Source organism: Frigidibacter sp. MR17.14 (genome assembly GCF_037095735.1).
In the GTDB taxonomy this organism is placed as follows: Bacteria; Pseudomonadota; Alphaproteobacteria; order Rhodobacterales; family Rhodobacteraceae; genus Frigidibacter.
In genome coordinates this window covers 1-19,389 of the sequence record NZ_JBAWKD010000003.1, presented here as the reverse complement: position 1 = coordinate 19,389, position 19,389 = coordinate 1, and the positions used below count along the sequence as shown (strand labels likewise).

Genomic DNA, 19,389 nt, shown 5'->3' with positions numbered 1-19,389 from the left:
TGTTTCCACTTTGTTCTCACGGTGCGCCGATCAAGTAAAGAACTTTTTAAGAACAAATAGTGATTCTGGCGGTGAAGGAGAACGGGATGCCCGCCAGATCAGCCCACCGTCATCAGCCGGATCGCCCGGTCCTGGTCCATCAGCCACAGCAGCGTGCGGGCTGCGAGCCCGCGCGGGCCCGCCAGCTCGGGATCCTGCGTCAGCAGGCTCCGGGCATCGCTGCGCGCGATCTCCATCAGCCCGGCCTGGCGTTCGAGGTCGGCGATCCGGAACCGTGGCAGGCCGGATTGCGCGGTGCCGATCACGTCGCCGGCGCCGCGCATCGCGAGGTCTTCCTCGGCGATGCGGAAGCCGTCCTCGGTCTCGCGCAGCAATTGCAGGCGGCGCCCCGCGGTTTCGGACAGCGGCGCCTGGTAGAGCAGCAGGCAGGTCGAGGCCGCGCTCCCCCGGCCGACGCGGCCGCGCAACTGGTGCAGCTGGGCCAGGCCGAAGGTCTCGGCGCGTTCGATGACCATGATCGAGGCGTTGGGGACATTGACGCCGACCTCGATCACCGTCGTCGCCACCAGGACGCGGGCGCGGCCGGCGACGAAATCGGCCATCGCCGCGTCCTTTTCGGCCGGCGGCATCTGGCCGTGGACCAGCGCGACCTTGCCCTCGCCGAAGGTAAGGCGCAGGTCGCGGAACCGCTCGGTGGCGGCGGCAAGGTCAGAGGTCTCGCTTTCCTCGACCAGCGGGCAGACCCAATAGGCCTGCCGCCCCTCGTCAATTGCCCGCCCGAGATGCGCCACGACCTCGTTGATCCGTCCGTCCGAAAGCACGCGGGTCTGCACCGGCTGCCGGCCGGGCGGCTTCTCGTCGAGCAGGCTCACCTCCATGTCGCCGTATTGGGCAAGGGCGAGGCTGCGCGGGATCGGGGTGGCGGTCATCACCAGCACGTCGACGCCCTCGCCCTTCGCGCCCAGTTCCATGCGCTGGGTGACGCCGAAGCGGTGCTGCTCGTCGATCACCGCCAGCCGCAGGTCGTGGAAGACGACATCGGGCTGGAACACGGCATGGGTGCCGATCAGGATGGCGATGCGCCCCTCGGCCAGCGCGGCCAGTTTCTCGGCGCGCGCCGCGCCCTTGTCGCGGCCGGTGAGTATCGCGATCTCGAGCCCGGCAGAGGCGGCCAGCGGCGCCAGTGCCTCGTGATGTTGGCGGGCAAGGATCTCGGTCGGGGCCATCATCACGCCCTGCCCGCCGGCCTCGACCGCGATGCAAAGTGCGAGGAAGGCGACGAGGGTCTTGCCGGCACCGACATCGCCCTGCAACAGGCGGTTCATCCGCTCGGGACCGGCCATGTCACCGGCGATCTCCGAGATCGCGCGGGTCTGGGCATTGGTCGGGCGATAGGGCAAGGCTGCCAGCACGCGGTCCGACAGGTCCCCGGTCCCGCGGGTCTCGCGCCCGCGCTGCCGGCGCGCCCGGGCGCGGGCCAGGGCGAGGGTGAGCTGATGGGCGAAGAGTTCATCATAGGCCAGCCGCGCGCGCGACGGCGCCGCGGGCGAGAGATCCTCCTGCCCCTCGGGCGCGTGGGCGCGGGACAGCGCGGCCCGCCAGGCCGGCCAGCCCTCGCGCGCCAGCAGCCCGGGGTCGATCCATTCCGGCAGGTCCGGCGCCTGTGCCAGCGCAGCCGCGGCAGCCTTGCCCATCTGCCGTTGCCCGAGGCCGGCGGTCAGCGGGTAGACGGGTTCCCAATCCGGCAATTCACCCGCCTCTTCGGGCGGCAGGATCAGGTCGGGATGGGCAATCTGCGGAACACCGTCGAAGAGATCGAGCTTGCCCGAGACGATGCGCCGCGCGCCGGGCGGAAGCTGTTTCTTCAGCCAGTCGCCGCGGGCGTGGAAGAAGACGAGGGCGAAGCTGCACTCGGCGTCCTGAACCTCGACCCGGGTCGGACCGTTCCGGCGCGCCGAGGGCAGGTGGCGACCGACGGTGACCTCGACCGTGACGGTCGCGGGTGGCGCGAGGCCGCGCACCGTCGGGCGCAGGCGGCGGTCGACGAGCTGAGCGGGCAGCGTCAGGGCCAGGTCGCGCGGCCGGGTGATCGCGAGCGCCTCGAGCAGTTTCGCAGTCTTGGGGCCGACACCGTCCAGCGTCTCGAGGCCGGCGAACAGCGGAAACAGCGCGGGCGGGCGGCCACGGGGCGGCGCTGCAGGCGGTGCCGTGGATGGGGCCGCCGGCGGGGCGGCGGGGTCGCTCACCCCTCGGCCTCGATCAGCGCGAGCCAGGCATCCTCGTCGATGACCTCGATGCCCAGGTCGGCGGCCTTGGTGGCCTTCGATCCGGCCCCGGGACCGGCGATCAGCAGGTCGGTCTTCGCCGAGACCGAGCCTGCGACCTTGGCGCCGAGCGCCTCGGCCCGGGCCTTGGCCTCGGACCGGCTCATCTTCTCGAGTGTGCCGGTGAAGACCAAGGTCTTGCCGGCGATCCGACTGCCCTCGGTGCGCGGCGCCTCGGGCGGCACGATGTCGAGCATCGCGGCGAGGCGGTCGATCTCGGCACGCTCCTCGGGGTTGGCGAAGGCGTCCGACAGGGCCGAGGCGACGACGGGGCCGAGGCCCTCGATCCCGATCAGCTCGGCCCAGGCGGCTTCGGCTTCGGGCGATGGCGCAGCTGTGGCCAGGGCGGCTGCGCGAGCCTCGGCGAGGCGCGCGCGGCGGCCCTCGCCGGCGGCGGCAGCGCGTTCCTCGCGCTCGGCGGCGTCGGCGGCGCGCCAGGCAAGGGCCGCGGGCCGTGCAGCATCGAGCCCGGCCGCGAGGCGCGACCAGTCGGCGTAATGGCGGGCGAGATCGGCGGCGGCCACCTCGCCGACATGGCGGATGCCGAGCGCGAAGATCAGCCGCTGCAGGGCGATGCGGCGGCGTTCAGCAATGGCGGCGAAGAGGTTGCCGGCACTGCGCGCGCCCCAGCCAAGCTGCCGGGCCAGCGGCTGGGACGAGAGCGCGGCGAAGGTGGCGGCCGCGGTGACGGCATCAGGTGCGGTTTCGAGCCCGAGCGCCTCTGTCATCCGTTGATGGAGGGCCGCACGCGAGGTTTCGGGGGTGAGCGCCTCGGGGTCCTCCGGTGCGGAGGCGCCGGTCTCGGCCTCTGCCATCGCCACCTCTGGTGCCGTGGCGAAGGCGTCGCGGACGAGGGCCTCGGTTCCGGGCAGCGCCTTGCGCCCTTCGGCATCGCGTGCGGCGAGGGTGAAGATGTCCGAGGGGCGGCGCAGCCAGCCGAGATGGTAGAAGCGGTCGACCTGCTTTGCGCCGAGGCCCTCGATGTCGAAGGCGGCGCGCGAGACGAAATGCTTCAGCTTCTCGACCGCCTGTGCCGGGCAGATCAGCCCGCCCGAGCAGCGGCGGATCGAGTCGCCGGGCTCGCGGGTGGCGGGCGAGCCGCAGTCGGGGCAGGTCTCGGGGAAGACATAGGGCGCGGTGCCCTCGGGCCGGCGCGAAAGGTCGACATCGGCGATCTTCGGGATCACGTCGCCGGCGCGGTAGACCTGCACGAGATCGCCGGGGCGGATGTCCTTGCCCTCGCGGATCTCGGCGCCGCGCGAGTCGCGGCCGGCGATGTAATCCTCGTTGTGCAGCGTCGCGTTCGAGACGACGACGCCCCCCACCGTCACCGGCACCAGCCGCGCCACCGGCGAGAGCGCGCCGGTGCGGCCGACCTGGATGTCGATCGCCTCGAGCCGGGTCCAGGCGAGCTCGGCCGGGAACTTGTGCGCGATCGCCCAGCGCGGGGTGGTGGCCCGGAAGCCGAGCCGCTCTTGCAGGGCGAGGTCGTCGACCTTGTAGACGACGCCGTCGATGTCATAGCCGAGATCGGCGCGCCCGGCCTCGATGCCGCGGTAATGGGCGAGCATCTCGTCCGGCGTGGCGCAGAGGCGGGTCAGCGGGTTGGTGGCGAACCCCAGCGCCTGCATCCGCGCGATGGCCGCGGACTGGGTCGGCCCCAGCGGCGCGGACAGCTCGCCCCAGGCATAGGCGAAGAAGCGCAGCGGCCGGCTGGCGGTGACGGCCGCGTCGAGCTGGCGCAACGAGCCCGCCGCCGCGTTGCGCGGATTGGCGAAGGTCTTGGCCCCGGCCGCGGCCTGGCGCGTGTTCAGCGCGGCGAAATCGGCGTGGCTCATGTAGACCTCGCCGCGGATCTCGACCACGCCGGGCGCGTCGATCCGCCCGGGGATGTCGGCGATGGTGCGGGCATTGGCGGTGACGTTCTCGCCGGTGGTGCCGTCGCCGCGGGTCGCCGCCTGCACCAGAACTCCGTCCTCGTAGCGCAGCGACAGCGACAGGCCGTCGATCTTCGGTTCCGCCGTGAAGGCCAGCGGCGCATCGGGCGCGAGGTTCAGGAAACGGCGGATGCGCGCGGCGAAATCGGCGATGTCCTCGTCCGCGAAGGCGTTCTCGAGGCTCATCATCCGCCGGGCATGGGTGACCTTGGCAAAGGCCTCTGACGGGGCGGCCCCGACAGAGGCAGTCGGGCTGTCTGCCCGCGACAGCAGCGGGAAGGCGGCTTCGAGCGCCAGAAGCCGGCGCTTCAGCGCATCATAGGCCGCGTCCGAGATCTCGGGCGCGTCCTCTGCGTGATAGGCGGTGTTGGCGCGCGCGACCTCTGCCGCGAGGCGGGTCCATTCCACTTCGGCCCCGGCCGCGTCGAGGGTTTCGATCGCCGGTTCCGCCCCAGGTTTCGCGACCATCCGCCCCTCCGCTCGTCATCTTCCGACGAGCAGTCTTAGGCAAGCCCGGGGCGGATTTCCAGCCGCCCCGCGCCCGCAAGTCCGTGCGTCAGGTCCTTGCCTCACGCCCGCATCGGGACGCGGTGGTCCTGATCGACCGGGACCGGGTCGCGCAGCACGTAGCCGCGGCCCCAGACGGTGTCGATATAGGTGTCGCCCCCCGTCGCCTCGGCCAGCTTCTTGCGCAGCTTGCAGATGAAGACGTCGATGATCTTGAGTTCGGGTTCGTCCATGCCGCCGTAAAGATGGTTCAGGAACATCTCCTTGGTCAGGGTCGTGCCCTTGCGCAGGCTGAGCAGTTCCAGCATCTGGTATTCCTTGCCGGTCAGATGCACGCCCTTGCCGTCGACATCGACGGTCTTGGCGTCAAGGTTGACCGAGATCCGCCCGGTGCGGATCACCGATTGCGCATGGCCCTTGGAGCGGCGGATGATCGCGTGGATCCGCGCGATCAGCTCTTCGCGGTGGAAGGGCTTGGTCATGTAGTCGTCGGCCCCGAAGCCGAAGCCCTTCAGCTTCGCATCGGTATCGTCGGCCCCGGTCAGGATCAGGATCGGCGTCCCGACCCGGGCCAGACGCAGCTGGCGCAGCACCTCGAGCCCCGACATGTCCGGCAGGTTCAGGTCCAGCAGGATCAGGTCGTAATCGTAGAGCTTCGCCAGATCGATCCCCTCTTCGCCCATGTCCGTGCAATAGACGTTGAGATTGGCATGCGTCAGCATCAGCTCGATGCTGCGCGATGTCGTGGGATCGTCCTCAACCAAAAGAATCCGCATCGAACCGTCCCCCTAGTTAACCTCTGTCACACCGATGCTCGGGCCAAATGGTTAAGTGCCCGTTACCGATTGGAGGCTAACACGGTTCAATCCTTGGTTGTCTAAATTTTTGAAGACTGGTGACCTTCAATGCGGTCATGCCGTGGCCTGCAACCGCGGCGCGCCATTCGCCGAACTCTTCGGCAGTCAGCGCATAGCGGTCCAGCGCCTCTGCCTCTGTCAGCAGCCCGGCCTCGACCGCGCGGACCACGCAATACTTGCGCGAGGCCACCCAGCGCCGGGTTTCCGGCGGCGGCAGGTCTGCCCTGGTCAGAATCGTCCCGTCGTCGAGCGTGACGGCCCGTGGACCGCCGACCTTCTTCAGATACATATCGTCCCCCTTCCGCACCCCCAATCACCCGTCGGGCAAGCTGAACCCCAGCGATTAAAGTGCGGTGAAGGGCCGGGCTTGTGACTGCGGGGCTTTTTCCTATATTCCGCACCGATCCCAACCCTTCGCTCCGGGGCCTTGACCCCCGGCAACGAAAGTCACCGCCATGCTTGATGCCCATCCGCTGAATTCGCTCGGTTTCGCGAAGCCGCCCTCTGAAACCCGCGTGGTTGTGGCGATGTCGGGGGGCGTCGACAGCTCGGTCGTGGCGGCGATGCTGAAGGAGCAGGGCTATGACGTGGTGGGCGTCACGCTGCAGCTTTACGACCACGGCGCGGCGCTGGCCAAGAAGGGCGCCTGCTGCGCCGGCCGCGACATCCACGACGCGCGCCGGGTGGCCGAGGCGATGGGCTTCCCGCATTACGTGCTGGATTACGAAAACACCTTCCGCGAGGCGGTGATCGAGGAATTCGCCGATGCCTACCTTGGCGGGGCGACGCCGGTGCCCTGCATCCGCTGCAACGAGCGGGTGAAGTTCAAGGATCTACTGCAGACCGCGAAGGAGCTTGACGCCGACTGCATGGCGACGGGCCACTACATCCAGCGGGTGATGGGCGCCGGCGGGGCCGAGCTGCATTGCGCGGCCGATGCCAACCGCGACCAGAGCTATTTCCTGTTCTCGACCACGCCCGAGCAGCTGGACTACCTGCGCTTCCCGCTGGGCCATCTGGCCAGCAAGGCCGAAACGCGGGCGCTGGCGGCAAAATACGGCCTGCCGGTCGCCGACAAGCCCGACAGCCAGGACATCTGTTTCGTCCCCGAGGGCAACTATGCCGCGGTGATCGAGAAGCTGCGCCCCGGCGCCGGCCAACCCGGCGAGATCGTGCATCTCGACGGGCGGGTGCTGGGCAGCCACCGCGGGGTGATCCATTACACGATCGGCCAGCGCCGGGGCCTTGGCATCGGCGGGGTGGCGGAACCGCTTTACGTCGTGAAACTGGACCCCGAGAGCCGGCAGGTGATCGTCGGGCCGAAGGCGGCGCTGGCGACGCGCACCGTGCCGCTGCGCGAGATCAACTGGCTGGGCGACGAGGCCTTCGAGTCCCGCGCCGAATGGCAGGTCAATGTGCGCATCCGCTCGACCCGGCCGCCGCGGCCGGCGGTGCTGCGCCCGCTTTCGGCGACCGAGGCCGAGGTCGAGCTGCTGGACCCCGAAGAAGGCGTCAGCCCCGGGCAGGCCTGCGTGTTCTACGATCCCGACAGCCCGCGGATCCTTGGCGGCGGCTGGATCTGGAAGGGGCGCTGAGCGGGATGCGCCCGGCCTCGGTCCTGATCTGCGCGGCCGGGGCCGCCAGCCGGATGCGCGGGGGCGACAAGCTTGTGGAGCCCGTGGACGGCCAGCCGCTGCTGGCGCGGCTGGCGCGGGCCGCGCTGGACGCGGGCGCCGTGGTGCGGGTGGCGCTGGCGCCGGACCGTCCGGCCCGCGCGGCGGCGCTGGCGGGGCTGGCGGTCGAGATGCTGACGGTTCCCGATGCCGCCGAAGGGTTGGCGGCCTCGCTGCGCGCGGGTGCGGCCGCGGCGCTGGCGGCGGGCGAGGACGGCCTGCTGGTGATGCTGGGCGACATGCCAGAGATCGACGGCGCGGCGGTGGCGGCGCTTCTGGCAGCCGCCGCCAAGGCGCCCGGGCGCGTGGTCCGGGCGGTGGCCGAGGATGGCACGCCGGGCCACCCGGTGCTGTTCCCCGCCCGGCTGCTGCCGGCGCTGGGCGCGCTTCGCGGTGATCAGGGGGCGCGCGGCGTGCTGAAGGGCGAGGACTGGCTGGCGGTGCCCCTGCCCGGCCATGCCGCGCTGACGGATCTCGACACGCCAGAGGACTGGGCCCGCTGGCGGGCGAAGACCGGGCGCTAGGCCCGGTCAGTGGTCAGTCTGGGGCCAGGCCGGGGCCAGCCCGGGCTCAGGCCGGGGTCAGGCCGCCAGCATCCGGGCCTCGGGCGCGCTCAGGGTGCGGCGCGCGGCCGGATAGGCGAGGTCGGGCTGGCCCTCGAACAGGGCGGGGAACAGCAGTTCCAACTCGGCCCGCTGCCCCTCGTCCATGTCGGCCAGCACCCGCGCGCCGGGCTGGAAGCTTTCGCTCCAGGCGCCCTCGGCCCGCAGGATCTGGTGGCGCGCGCACATCACGTGCAGATAGCTGACCGCGCCCGGCGCACAGCGCTCGATGCCCGGGCGGCCCAGCAGCGCGAGCGCCGGGACCAGCGCTTCGGGCTCGCCGGTGATCAGTTCGACCCGCGGGCCGGTGATCAGCATCCGGTGCTGCGGCGAGACCACCAGATCGCGCACCGGCAGGCCCTGCCCCAGCGCCCCCGCCCGGATCCGCACCGGAACGAGCCGCGGGCTCGCCGCCAGATCGGCGGCGCCCAGATCGCGCCGGCCGGTCCAGACCAGCGGCTGGAAGCCCTCGTCTCGGGTCAGGACGCGGTCGCCGGGCACCAGATCCTCGACCGCGCGCGGCCCCTTGGCGGTGTCGATCAGCGTGCCGGGGGTGAAGCAGGGCACGATCGTCTCGATGTTGCGGAAGGTGAGCGAGCCGGTGAGGGCACCCTGCGCGTCGAAATAGTCGACGCGGCCGTCGAAGCCGTTGCCGTCGCTGTCGACGCCGGTGCGGATCACCTTCAGCGAACCGCCCGCGGGTGCCGAGCCCGTGAGGTCGAGCGTGTCGTGATCGTCGCCGGTCGCGCCGCCGTCGACGGTGTCGCCGATGCCGTCACCGGGGCCCGCGACGCGGATCAGGTCCGCGTCCGCACCGCCCTCGATCAGGTCGGCCCCGGCGCCGCCGACCAGCGTGTCGCGCCCTGCACCGCCCGAAAGCGTATCGGCGCCGCCGCCGCCATCGAGCAGGTCGTTGCCCGCGCCACCGATCAGCGTGTCGCGTCCGGCGCCGCCGTAAATCTGGTCGTCGCCGTCGCCGCCGTCGAGGATGTCGTGCCCGGCCCCGCCGAACAGCGTGTCGCGCCCGGCGTCGCCCGAAAGGCTGTCGTCGCCGTCGCCCCCTTCCAGCCGGTCGTCGCCCTCGCCGCCCCTGAGCGTGTCGTTGCCGGCCTCGCCTCTGAGGGTGTCATTGCCGGTCCCGCCGTCGAGCAGGTCGTTGCCGGTGCCGCCCAGCAGCAGGTCGTGGCCGGCGTCGCCGTAAAGCTGGTCGTCGCCGCCGCGGCCGTCGAGCGTGTCGTTGCCGTCGCCGCCGTGGAAGATGTTGGTGTAGCTGTCACTTGGGTCGGTGCCCTGCGCGTCGAACCCGATGAGCAGGTCGTCATGGGCCGAACCGAAGATCCCGTCGATGCCGCTGAGCGTGTCGCCCTCGGCGTCGCCGCCCTTGCCGGTGCCGGCCGAGAGATCGACGGTGACCCCTGCGGACGAGGCCGAATAGTCGGCGTAATCCATCCCGGTACCGCCGTTCAGCACATCGGCACCCTTCCCGCCCGCCAGCGTGTCGTTGCCCGCGCCGCCCAGCAGCGTGTCGCGCCCCGCGCCGCCCTCGAGCCGGTCGTTGCCCGCGTCGCCCTTCAGCAGGTCGTCGCCATAGCCGCCCGACAGCCAGTCGTCGCCATCGCCGCCCGACAGCGTGTCGTCATCCGCCGCGGGGATCGAGGTGAACTGCACGTCGGTGACGGTGATCACCTGCGCGGCCTGCTGGCCGGCGTTGGCATAGACCAGCTCGATCCGCGCGACCGGCCCCGCCACGTCGACCCGGACCGAACCGCCCGCGGTCGAGGCGCGGTCGCTGCCATAGCCGGTGACGGTCTGGCCCGAGACCTTGTCGTCGCCGGCCGCGGTCAGCTTCACCGCGATCTCGTTGCCCTGCGCGTCCCAGGCGCGGACGGTGACCTGGTCGGTATAGGTGCCGCGGTCGATGTCGTTGACGCGGAAGCTGACGTTTCCGACCGCCGCGGCATTGCCCGAGCCCGCGGTCGCCGCGAAGTCGAGCCGCAGCGTGGCCGAGGTGCCCGGCGCCGCGCCGGTCAGCGCCAGCGAGGATTTCTGGGCGAAGGTCTCGCCCGCGGCGACGTAGTTGGCGGTCGTCCCGTCGATGGTGCCGGGATGGGCGTTGCACGGGCCGCCGGTGACGGTCGCGGTGACCGCGACACCGCCGGTGTCCTGGGTGAAGCCGAAGCGCTCGCCCGAGGCGTCGAGCTGTTTCAGCGTCGACTGGGTCCAGTTCAGATCCAGCGCCTGTGCCGTCACCGCGGTTTCGGGTCCGCCGATGATCCGGTCGTTGCCGGCGCCGCCCGAGAGGCTGTCATTGCCGGTGCCGCCGGCGATCGTGTCGGCCCCGGAGGTGCCGGTATAGCTGTCGGCCCCGGAGGTGCCGTTGTACGTCGCCATTCTGGCGTCTCCTGCGCGTCATCCCCGCGGGAGCTCGGGGATGTTGCGGCAGCATCTAAGTAACCATAATGGCCGAATTAGGACGCAACTTCAGGGTGTTGCGCCGGGCATTCCGCGCACGCACAGGCGAAACGCGAAAGGCCCGGGCGATCGCCCCACCGCGATCGCACCGGGCCGGACCCGTTGGAACCAAGACTGCACTGTCCCGCCGGGCAGGACGGCCGGGCGCTTTCGCCCCGGCCGCAACCGCATCGCCGGATCAGCGCGCCAGCAGCGAGGCCTCGTGCCGTTTCAGCGTCTTGCGCGCCGCGACATAGGCGTTCAGGCCGACCGAGGTCTTCAGTTCGGGGAAGAGCTCGAAGATCTCGTTGCGCTGGGCGTTGCCGATGCCGGCCAGCGAGTAGTCGCCGGGCTGGAAGCTTTCGGTCCAGGCGCCGTTGGCCAGAACCACCTCGTGCTGGTCGAACATGAAGTGGATGTAGCTCACCCCCAGCGCCTCGACGCGGGCGACACCGTGGCCGTTGACCAGATGCTTGGCGGAAACCAGTACCTCGTGCTCGTCGAAGTAGAGCGCGGTGCGCTCGTTCGCGACCAGCATCCGGTGGTTCGGCGAGACAAGCATGTCACGCTCGGGCAGGCCGTTGCCCAGCGAACCGGCGCGGATCAGCACCGGGCGCAGGTGCGCGTTGCCGGCCAGCTGGCCGTAGTCGAGCGTCTTGGCGCCCACCCAGGCGATTTCGCGGATGCCGTTGTCGCGGGTGATGACCTTGTCGCCGACGCGCAGTTCTTCGACCAGACGCTCGCCCTTCGGGGTCGCGATCGAGGTGCCGGGCGTGAAGCAGGGCACGATCTTCTCGATCTCGTTGAACTCGAGCTTGCCGGTGAAGTTGCCGTAGCTGTCGAAGTAGTCGACATAGCCGTTCCAGCCGTTGCCGTTCGAGTCGACCTCGGTCTTGTGCACGACGAAGGAGCCGCCGGCCGAGGCCGAGCCGGTGAGGTCGAGCGTGTCGTAATCCTGCTCGAGCGGGCCGGCGCCGCCGTCGATCCAGTCGCCGATGCCCTCGCCCGCGCCGATGACGAAGGTGTCCTGGCCAAGGCCGCCCAGCATCGTGTCCGCCCCGGCACCGCCGAGGATCGTGTCGTTGCCGTCGCCGCCGTCGATCAGGTCGGTGCCCGCGCCGCCGATCAGGCTGTCGTTGCCCGCGCCGCCCAGCAGGGTGTCGTTGCCCTCGCCGCCGTCGAGCGTGTCGTCATCGGCGCCGCCTTCCAGCAGGTCGTTCCCGGCCCCGCCCGAGAGGCTGTCCTTGCCGAGCCCGCCCAGCAGCGTGTCGCTGCCCTCGCCCCCCAGCAGCGTGTCGTTGCCGGCGCCGCCCTGCATCAGGTCGTCGCCATTGCCGCCGGTCAGGCTGTCGTTGCCCGCGCCGCCCAGCAGCGTGTCGTTGCCGGCGCCGCCCAGAAGCGTGTCGTTGCCCTCGCCGCCTTCCAGCAGGTCGTTGCCGGTGCCGCCGTCGAGGTAGTCGTTGCCAGTGCCGCCGTCGAGCTTGTCGTCGCCGTCGCCGCCCAGCAGCGAGTCGTCGCCCTGACCGCCGATCAGCGTGTCATTGCCCGCGTCGCCATAGAGCGTGTCGTTGTCGACGCCGCCGTCGAGGTAGTCGTTGCCCTCGCCGCCGTGGATCAGGTCGTTGTCGTCCTGGCCATAGACGGTGTCGTTGCCGGCGCCGGCGTCGATCACGTCGCGGCCGTTGTTCGGCAGCTTGTCGCCATCGACATCGGGGATGTTGATCGCATCGGTCACGCCGTTGCCGAGGCCGCCGTAGATCACGTCGTCGCCGTCGCCGCCGAAGATCGTGTCGTTGCCCTCGCCGCCGATGATCGTGTCGTTGCCGGCCTCGCCATAGACGAGGTCGTCGTCGATGCCCGCGTCGATATAGTCGTTGCCGGCGCCGGCCTTGATGGTGTCGTCGTCGTCGCCGGTGAAGATCGTGTCATTGCCTGCGCCGGTCTCGACATAGTCGCGGTCGTCGTTCGGGTTCGGGTCCGAGGGGTAGAGCCCCGGATAGCCCTGGTCCGGCAGGCCGTAGTCGCCCGAGATGATCTTGTTGCCGGCGTCGCCGCCGATGATCTTGTCGTTGCCTTCGCCGCCGTAGATCGTGTTCGCGCCGGCGCCGCCGTCGATGGTGTCGTCGCCCTTGCCGCCATAGATCAGGTCGTCGCCGTCGCCGCCCGAGATCTTGTCGTTGCCGTCGCCGCCGTCGAGCGTGTCGTTGCCCTTGCCGCCGGTGATGACGTCGTTTCCGGCCTCGCCGTAGATCTTGTCGTTGCCCTCGCCGCCGTCCAGCGTGTCATTGCCGTTGCCGCCGGTGATGACGTCGTTGCCCGCCTCGCCGTAGATCACGTCGTTGCCGTCGCCGCCGTCCAGCGTGTCATCGCCGGCGATCGGCGCGGCGGTGTCGAAGAACATGTCGGAAATCACCACGGCCGAGTTGCCGGTGCCGACGTTGGAATGGATCACCTCGATCCGCGCCACCGGGCCCGCGATCTCGACATGCAGCGTGTTCGACGCGGCGGTCGGCGAGACGGCACAGGTGTATTTCGAGGTCGCGGTGTCGACGCCGGCCAGCCCGTCGGTGTCGGTCAGCGCGAGGTTCGCGCCGCCGGTCAGCTGGACGGTGATCAGGTTGCCCTTCGCGTCATAGGCGCGGATCGAGACCTGGCCCTTGTTCGCGTCGATGTCCGAGATGTTGAACTGGACATGTTCGGCCGGGGTCTCGAAGCCGAACTTGTAGGTCGCGCTTTCGCCCTTCTCGGCGAAGGACTGCAGGCCCGAGTGGCTGCTGACCGTCTCGTTGCCGCCGTTGAGGCCGTCGACATTGTTGCCGTTGGTGGTGAAGGACGAGTCGACGCCCTTGGAATACCACAGGAATTTGCAGCTGTCCGGGATATCGACCGTGACCTTGTTGTCGCCGGTGTCCTGAACGATCTTGCGGCCCGACATGTCCTCGTAATTGTCGACCTTGTCGCCGTAATACGAGATGCAGCTGTCAGAGACCTGCGACCAGTTGAAGGACTCGCGCCCGCCCGCGGCTTCCGAGGGATCGCTGTCGCCGTAGATCGTGTCGTCGCCCGCGCCGCCCGAGACCTTGTCCGAGCCAGAGCCCGCATAGACCAGGTCGTTGCCGAGACCGGCGTCGATGGTGTCGTTGCCGGCACCGGCGCGGACCTCGTCGTCGTTCTTCGAGGACGTCCAGCTGAGCGCGTCATCGTGGTCGATGCGGTCGCCATCCGGGTCGCCGGTGTAGTTGTAGTTGATCAGGTCGGCGCCGGCCGTCCCTTCGACGATGCCGTCCCGGTTGTCGGTCTGGTCGTGGCAGTCGGTGTCTTTGGTCGTCCAGGTCATCGTCTCACCACTTCGTCGCTCGGGCCGGGCTGGGATCCGGCAGGTCATCGTTCGGGCCGCAGCGGCGCTGCGACGGGGTCCTGTGGCGCGCACGGCGCCGGACCGACCTGCCGGTTAAGGTTTCGTGAGGAGCAAGTGAGGTGACAAAGGGACGGCCGCTTCCCGGCGAGGGGGTCGGCATTGCATCGGCCGCAGCGGCCCGATGCCCGTCGAATTTTCGTCACTACGCTCGCGATTCCGCGCCGAACACCAACCGACCGCCCCCACGGTCGTTTCCCTTGCGGGACCCCTCGATGAATACATGCAGTGCAGCGTCCAACAAGGTGAAATGCGTCTTAACCATGTCCGGCCCGGGGCAGGATCGCCCCGGAAGTTGCGGATATCGGTGGGTTTTTCGCACTGCCGGTTGTGCTTAAAGTTTCACTAACNCCGCATTCGTCGCTGGGCTACCGACCGCCCGCGCCAGAGGTCACGCAATGGCCGGCTTCGCCATCGGGCTCAGCTCCGCCGGCCATTCAGGCCGTGGCGCCGACGCCCGTCATGCACTAAGATCGAATCCGGACCACCCGTTCGGGGCAGGCCAGTGAACAGACCCCCAGAGGCGTCACGCCGCACTCCCGGACCGCGCCGCGATTTCATTAGAGTTTTGTTAGCCATAGCGCCCGGATCCCGCCTGCCCCGCGTTTCCGCGTTGTAGATGAATCGTAAACCATGAGCGGCACCTCGCCGGCGCGAATATGGCGAAAGCTGGGCGGGGCCGATTGCAGGGCTTCTTCAGCACAATGCGTCGAAAGAGCCGCCATTGGTTGCGAAACGTAAAGATATCTCACGGAGTCGCGATTCGAGCGCGAGCGCCGCGGCAACAAGATGTCGTGGCCACGGCGAAGGCCCCCCGCCCGCACGGGTTGATCGGCATCGCGCCGATGAAAGCGTCAGGCGAAAGCCGCGTCAGGCGGTCGCGCTGAGCGGCAGCCAGTCCGCGGTGATCGGGAAATCGGTGCGGTCGGTCCAGCGCCCGCAAAGCTCGCGGTAGCGCAGGGTCACCTCGGGACGCGGTCCGGCGCCCGCGCCTGCGATCGCGGCCCGGAGCCGCTGGTAAAGCGCCCATGTCTCGTCGGCCGGGGCATCGAAGGCCTCGGCGACCAGCAGCAGCGCCTCGGCCCCCGCGGCGGCGACCTCGCCCGCCAGCGCGGCGGGCAGGCTCGCCATGTCAGCCGCGGCGACCAGCATCGGCAGCGCCACGCAAGAGCCGCAGCGGGCCACGGGATGGCGTTCGGCGAAGGCGGGATCGAAGCCGGTCAGGCGCCAGAGCCGCAGCTCGGCCCGCGGCGCCTCGTGCAGGGCCTGCGGCGGCACGTGGAAATGCGCCACCAGCAGCACCGGCGCCGTGGCCGGGTCGGTCACGGGACGCGTCAGACCGGCCAGAAGCTCTGGCGGCACCGCGCCCAGCGGCAGCTGCAGGGATCCGAAAAATGTGTGCGGCATCCGGTTCCTCCTGGCGCGCGGGACCGGCACCGGCAGATCGGTGCCGGCACCGAGATTAACCGAATCCAGAAGGCATGTTAACGGCCGCGACCGCGGCGAAGGAAAATAAATCGTTATGCATCAGATGGTTGCGCATCAAACGATTGACTTCCCACCGACCTTCCGCACCGCAGAACAGGCCCGTTTCCGATGGGGCACGGCAACCGCGCTGGGCTGCTTGACGAAGGGTGAGATCCGCGTGACGGAGAAACAACGGGTTACCCTGCCGGTCCCCCAGGCATCCCAGGGGCGGGTCAGGCCACGAACCGGCTCCGCGTCCCTTGCCGCCGCCGATCCGGCGGGCGGTCGTCCGGCAGGGCGGCCTGCCGCAAGGGCACCGAAGCGCGTCCGGTGCCCTGTGGCGCAGCGGGCTAGCGCGGCTCGGCGCGCAGGCCCATCACCAGCGTGACGCAGGCCCCAAGCAGCACGATCGCGAAGGGGAAGCCGGTCGACACGGCCATCGCCTGCAGCGCCGCCAGCCCGCCGCCCAGCAGCAGCGCGATGGCCACCAGCCCCTCGAACGTGGCCCAGAACACCCGCTGCGGCGTCGGCGCATTCATCTTGCCGCCGGCGCTGATCGTGTCGATCACCAGCGAGCCGGAGTCCGACGAGGTGACGAAGAACACGATCACCAGCACGATGCCGATCAGCGAGGTGATCGAGGTCAGCGGCAGGTGGGACAGCATCTCGAAAAGCTGCAGTTCAAGCGCGGCATCCTGCACCGAGCTGATGCCCTGCGTGACGACCTGGCTGATCGCCGTGCCGCCAAGGGCGGTCATCCAGATCGTCGAGACGATCGAGGGGATCAGCAGCACGGCGATCAGGAACTCGCGCACCGTGCGGCCGCGGCTGACGCGCGCGATGAACATGCCGACGAAGGGCGACCAGCTGATCCACCAGGCCCAGTAGAACGCGGTCCAGCCCTGCCGGAAGTTGTCGTCGTCGCGTCCGAACGGGTTCGACAGCGCGGGCAGGTATTCCGCGTAGGCGAGCAGGTTCTTGAAGAAGCCGGTCGCGATCTGGACCGTCGGCCCCACTGCCACGATGAACACCAGCAGAAGCAGCGCAAGGCCCATGTTGATCTCGGACAGCAGCTTCACGCCCTTGTCCATCCCCGCGACGACCGAGGTCGTCGCGATGCCGGTGATGATGATGATCAGGAAGATCATCGCGCCCGTGGTCGCGGGAATGCCGAAAAGGAAGTTCAGCCCGGCGCTGGCCTGCTGCGCCCCGATCCCGAGCGAGGTCGAAAGGCCGAAGATCGTCGCGAAGACCGCGAGGATGTCGATGATGTGGCCGGGCCAGCCCCAGACCTTCTCGCCGAACATCGGGTAGAAGATCGAACGCAGGGTCAGCGGCAGCCCCTTGTTGAAGGCGAAAAGCGCGAGCGACAGCGCGACGATGGCATAGATCGCCCAGGGGTGCAGGGCCCAGTGGAAGATCGTCGCGGCCATGGCCAGCCGTCTTGCGCCCTCGGCATCGCCCGGCATGCCGTTCAGCGGCGACCAGTCGGTGCGGGCACCATCGGCGCCATAGGCCGGGCCGTCGAACGCGGCCGTGTAGTTCCCCATCGGCTCGGACACGCCGTAGAACATGAGCCCGATGCCCATCCCCGCGGCGAAGAGCATCGAGAACCAGGAGGCGTAGGAATAGTCCGGCGTGGCCCCGGGTCCGCCCAGGCGGATGCGGCCGAGCGGCAGGACGATCAGCGCGATGCAGAGCAGCACGAAGACGTTGCCGGTCAGCAGGAAGAACCAGTCGAGGTTCGAGGTCAGCCAGTCGCGCAGGCCGGCGAAGACCGGATCCAGCACGTTCTGGAACATCAGCGTGAGGATCGTGAAGGCGACCACGCCCAGGGCCGAGACGCTGAAGACGACGTTGTGGATGTCGAGCTCAAACACGAAGCGTCGCCGGTAGTTGATGTTGTCCTGGCCGATCTCGTAGGGCGTCTCGATGAGCTGCGTCGGGCCCTCGGGGGCCGGGAGCGCGTCCGGAGACGCCTGGTCCATCGGGACTTGTGGTAGGTCGGTCAAAAGCTCGTCCTTGTGTTGTCGGGGCGCAGTGCTGCGCCCGGCATGATGCTCGAGGCCTCGGGAGGCCGAGAGAAGTTGGGGATCGATCACGCGCAGGTTATCGAAAAGACGTTGCAGCCTCAACCATTGGACCTGACGAAGGTTTCAGCCGCGAATGCCGAAGCAGCGGCCCTGGTCATGTCGCCGGCGATGCGCGGGCCTCCTCAGGCCGCCAGCGAGTGATGACCGCGCGCCTGCGCAACGGCGGGTCGGGCCCCTCGCCGTCGCGAAGGCGCCCCGGCGAAGGCTTCCGGAGCGGGCAGAAGACGGGAAGACGCGTCAGGGCCGGGCGCGCGTCGCATTGCGTTCGAAAGACGGCTGGCGACGCCCGGGTGCGCCAGCCGCCGGATGGGCGCGCGTCGGACACTTGCGAGGGCGAAGACGGCAGAGACAAGCACCAGCATCTCCCGGCAGCGGCCGCGGGCATAGGGGGCGATGGGCAAGCCCGGACATCCCGACTGGTGAGCGGCCTGCCCGGGGGCGAGGGCCCGCGGGCCAAGCCCGGAACGTCTGGAAAATCAGAGGCCTTTGGTACCCGAGGTCGGACTAAGCAGAATGGCGAAATATTGTTAGATTTCAGCACCAACATGCCCCACTGACCGGTGGATCCCAGCTTATACTTATCAATGGGTTAGGATGCGGTTGCCCCACGATTTGGAGCCGGCCCTTCTGCGGGATAGCATCGGGCCATGCCGCGATAGACCGGTGCCTTCGGAGGGCAGTGCCAGGCCTAATGTTCTCGCTACGATCCCCAAATTTTCGCGCACTTGCCCGAGAATTCGGCACGTTTCCGCACCGAAACCGCACCGAAGCCGCACCGGCTCACCCGAGCCGGGCCTTCAGTCCCTCAAGCCCCGCGATTGTTTTGTCATAGGAGTCTAGCGCTTTCGGGTGCTCATCGCGCTGGCGCACATGGAACCGCAGCCAAGCTTCGAGCTGCCCGATCGGATAGGTGTTCGACCAGATCTTGCCGATCAGAGTAAAGGTTCCGGCCGCGGCATCGTAAGTGACTTGCATGGCGAGAGAGCTAGCGTTTCGAAGTTAAGCAGGCAGCATGCCGGAGTGTCATGCGCAAGCCCCTACACACCGCCAGCAATGCAGAGCAAATTGCGTCGGCTGAGAAATTCAGTCTGGTTGCGTCACCAGCGGCCGGAAATGCGCGCGGCTGCCAGGTTGTGCGTGCCGGTGGCTAGCCAGTGGATGCCTTTCCGATGGGCGATCAGTGCTTTCTGGGGGTTGTCAGACACCATTTTTTGTGACGCTCTTGGTCGGCGGGTATGTTCAGTAGACTGGAAGACATCGTGTTATTTACTTGGCTCGGGCGAATCTGTGCGACCATCGCTATCACGCTCGGGACGTTTTTGATTTTGATGGGAGTAATGGGTGCCCAGCTAGCGGAAACGCAACAAGCTGGTCAGCGATATCTGGGGAGCCATGGCACCGGCGAGACAATCGACCAAGGCATCATGATCATCGTATTTGGGATCTGCTTGGGCGTTCTCTGCGACATTAGCCGCTCGGTTTCAAAGCATCGGCGTGCGGACGACACTGGATCTTGATGTTAGCCTGGCTGCATTTCATGTCAGACGGGAGAACTGCAGGATCGTACAGCCGACGGTGTCGCCCTACGTCTGGCCTGTCCGCAACGGATTGCAAATCCATGCGCAACCTATTGAAATTCCCGGATTGTCCGCTGCGGAAATCTCCAGACATAGGGTGAACCTTCCGCGAATGTTGCGGGGCTGCCGCTCACTGCCCCTGACGCCGCCCGTCATAACCGCCACCGTCCCAGCCGCCGCTGACGACAGCCGGCCTGCCCCGGCGACCACACCTCACGCAGAGCAGCCGCGGGATGGCCTCGAGCGCTAAGTGCGTGCCCGACGAGTTCCGCACGCCCTCGCGCAGGTCTAAGACCCGGCCAGCGACCTGGTGACCGCAGATGCATTCGAGGTGGTAGTAGTGGTGGCCCATGCCCAGGCTTTGCTTCTCGTTGCTCGGCGCCCAGTGGTCTGCCCCCTGAAAAGTGGTCCTCCCTGAAGTAGGCTTTCAAGCCAGATGGAGGACGGAATATGGGACAGAAGAAGCACAAGCCGGAAGAGATTGTC

Annotated in this window: 12 protein-coding genes and 1 pseudogene; 4 read left to right on the top strand and 9 right to left on the bottom strand. The window is 68.8% G+C overall.

Annotated elements, in window-relative coordinates; genetic code table 11:
• Nucleotides 1–98: 98 nt before the first annotated feature.
• From recG to sciP, 4 genes are all read right to left on the bottom strand, one after another.
• A complete protein-coding gene (gene recG / locus V8J36_RS08680) occupies nt 99–2,246 on the bottom strand; it encodes an ATP-dependent DNA helicase RecG (protein ID WP_336466900.1) in 2,148 nt (715 codons plus the stop codon).
• Nucleotides 2,243–4,729 carry an NAD-dependent DNA ligase LigA gene (ligA, locus tag V8J36_RS08675; RefSeq protein ID WP_336466899.1) on the bottom strand — a complete coding sequence of 829 codons (2,487 nt, stop codon included), beginning with the start codon at nt 4,727–4,729 and terminating at the stop codon, nt 2,243–2,245. Before ligA ends, recG begins: the two co-directional genes overlap by 4 nt.
• A 101-nt stretch (nt 4,730–4,830) precedes the next feature.
• A complete protein-coding gene (ctrA, locus tag V8J36_RS08670; protein ID WP_336466898.1) occupies nt 4,831–5,544 on the bottom strand; it encodes a response regulator transcription factor CtrA in 714 nt (237 codons plus the stop codon).
• Between the two features lie 76 nt (nt 5,545–5,620).
• Entirely contained in the window at nt 5,621–5,914 is a 294-nt protein-coding gene (gene sciP / locus V8J36_RS08665; protein WP_336466897.1) for a CtrA inhibitor SciP, read from the bottom strand.
• 166 nt (nt 5,915–6,080) lie between these two features.
• Here sciP and mnmA point away from each other — a divergent pair, with 166 nt between their 5' ends.
• Together mnmA and V8J36_RS08655 are read left to right on the top strand one after the other, a co-directional pair.
• Entirely contained in the window at nt 6,081–7,220 is a 1,140-nt protein-coding gene (mnmA, locus tag V8J36_RS08660; RefSeq protein ID WP_336466896.1) for a tRNA 2-thiouridine(34) synthase MnmA, read from the top strand.
• A gap of 5 nt (nt 7,221–7,225) precedes the next feature.
• Nucleotides 7,226–7,822, top strand: coding sequence for a nucleotidyltransferase family protein (locus V8J36_RS08655; RefSeq protein WP_336466895.1), 597 nt, complete (start codon nt 7,226–7,228; stop codon nt 7,820–7,822).
• A gap of 57 nt (nt 7,823–7,879) precedes the next feature.
• On the opposite strand, the gene V8J36_RS08650 is transcribed toward V8J36_RS08655, so the two are convergent.
• Both V8J36_RS08650 and V8J36_RS08645 read right to left on the bottom strand, forming a co-directional pair.
• Nucleotides 7,880–10,291 (bottom strand): Hint domain-containing protein, encoded by a 2,412-nt coding sequence (locus V8J36_RS08650; protein ID WP_336466894.1) that lies wholly within the window; start codon nt 10,289–10,291, stop codon nt 7,880–7,882.
• 259 nt (nt 10,292–10,550) lie between these two features.
• Entirely contained in the window at nt 10,551–13,688 is a 3,138-nt protein-coding gene (locus tag V8J36_RS08645) for a Hint domain-containing protein (protein WP_336466893.1), read from the bottom strand.
• 429 nt (nt 13,689–14,117) lie between these two features.
• Here V8J36_RS08645 and V8J36_RS08640 point away from each other — a divergent pair.
• Nucleotides 14,118–14,237 (top strand): annotated as a pseudogene (locus tag V8J36_RS08640) (IS3 family transposase); the annotation flags it as partial.
• Nucleotides 14,238–14,636: 399 nt separating this feature from the next.
• Here V8J36_RS08640 and V8J36_RS08635 read toward each other — a convergent pair.
• Together V8J36_RS08635 and V8J36_RS08630 are read right to left on the bottom strand one after the other, a co-directional pair.
• Nucleotides 14,637–15,173, bottom strand: coding sequence for a hypothetical protein (locus V8J36_RS08635; RefSeq protein WP_336466892.1), 537 nt, complete (start codon nt 15,171–15,173; stop codon nt 14,637–14,639).
• A gap of 410 nt (nt 15,174–15,583) precedes the next feature.
• Entirely contained in the window at nt 15,584–17,221 is a 1,638-nt protein-coding gene (locus V8J36_RS08630) for a BCCT family transporter (RefSeq protein ID WP_336466891.1), read from the bottom strand.
• A 66-nt stretch (nt 17,222–17,287) separates the two neighbouring features.
• Between V8J36_RS08630 and V8J36_RS08625 the strand changes: the two genes are divergently transcribed.
• A complete protein-coding gene (locus V8J36_RS08625; RefSeq protein WP_336466890.1) occupies nt 17,288–17,467 on the top strand; it encodes a hypothetical protein in 180 nt (59 codons plus the stop codon).
• A 639-nt stretch (nt 17,468–18,106) separates the two neighbouring features.
• On the opposite strand, the gene V8J36_RS08620 is transcribed toward V8J36_RS08625, so the two are convergent.
• Complete coding sequence (locus tag V8J36_RS08620) at nt 18,107–18,301, bottom strand: hypothetical protein (RefSeq protein WP_336466889.1); 195 nt, start codon at nt 18,299–18,301, stop codon at nt 18,107–18,109.
• Nucleotides 18,302–19,389 lie beyond the last annotated feature (1,088 nt).

Bases quoted from the DNA above. Each gene is read 5' to 3' on its own strand.
- ligA (WP_336466899.1), bottom strand. From the start codon at position 4,729: ATGGTCGCGAAACCTGGGGCGGAACCGGCGATCGAAACCCTCGACGCG.
- ctrA (WP_336466898.1), bottom strand. From the start codon at position 5,544: ATGCGGATTCTTTTGGTTGAGGACGATCCCACGACATCGCGCAGCATC.
- sciP (WP_336466897.1), bottom strand. From the start codon at position 5,914: ATGTATCTGAAGAAGGTCGGCGGTCCACGGGCCGTCACGCTCGACGAC.
- mnmA (WP_336466896.1), top strand. From the start codon at position 6,081: ATGCTTGATGCCCATCCGCTGAATTCGCTCGGTTTCGCGAAGCCGCCC.
- V8J36_RS08655 (WP_336466895.1), top strand. From the start codon at position 7,226: ATGCGCCCGGCCTCGGTCCTGATCTGCGCGGCCGGGGCCGCCAGCCGG.
- V8J36_RS08650 (WP_336466894.1), bottom strand. From the start codon at position 10,291: ATGGCGACGTACAACGGCACCTCCGGGGCCGACAGCTATACCGGCACC.
- V8J36_RS08645 (WP_336466893.1), bottom strand. From the start codon at position 13,688: ATGACCTGGACGACCAAAGACACCGACTGCCACGACCAGACCGACAAC.
- V8J36_RS08635 (WP_336466892.1), bottom strand. From the start codon at position 15,173: ATGCCGCACACATTTTTCGGATCCCTGCAGCTGCCGCTGGGCGCGGTG.
- V8J36_RS08630 (WP_336466891.1), bottom strand. From the start codon at position 17,221: ATGGACCAGGCGTCTCCGGACGCGCTCCCGGCCCCCGAGGGCCCGACG.
- V8J36_RS08625 (WP_336466890.1), top strand. From the start codon at position 17,288: ATGATGCTCGAGGCCTCGGGAGGCCGAGAGAAGTTGGGGATCGATCAC.
- V8J36_RS08620 (WP_336466889.1), bottom strand. From the start codon at position 18,301: ATGCAAGTCACTTACGATGCCGCGGCCGGAACCTTTACTCTGATCGGC.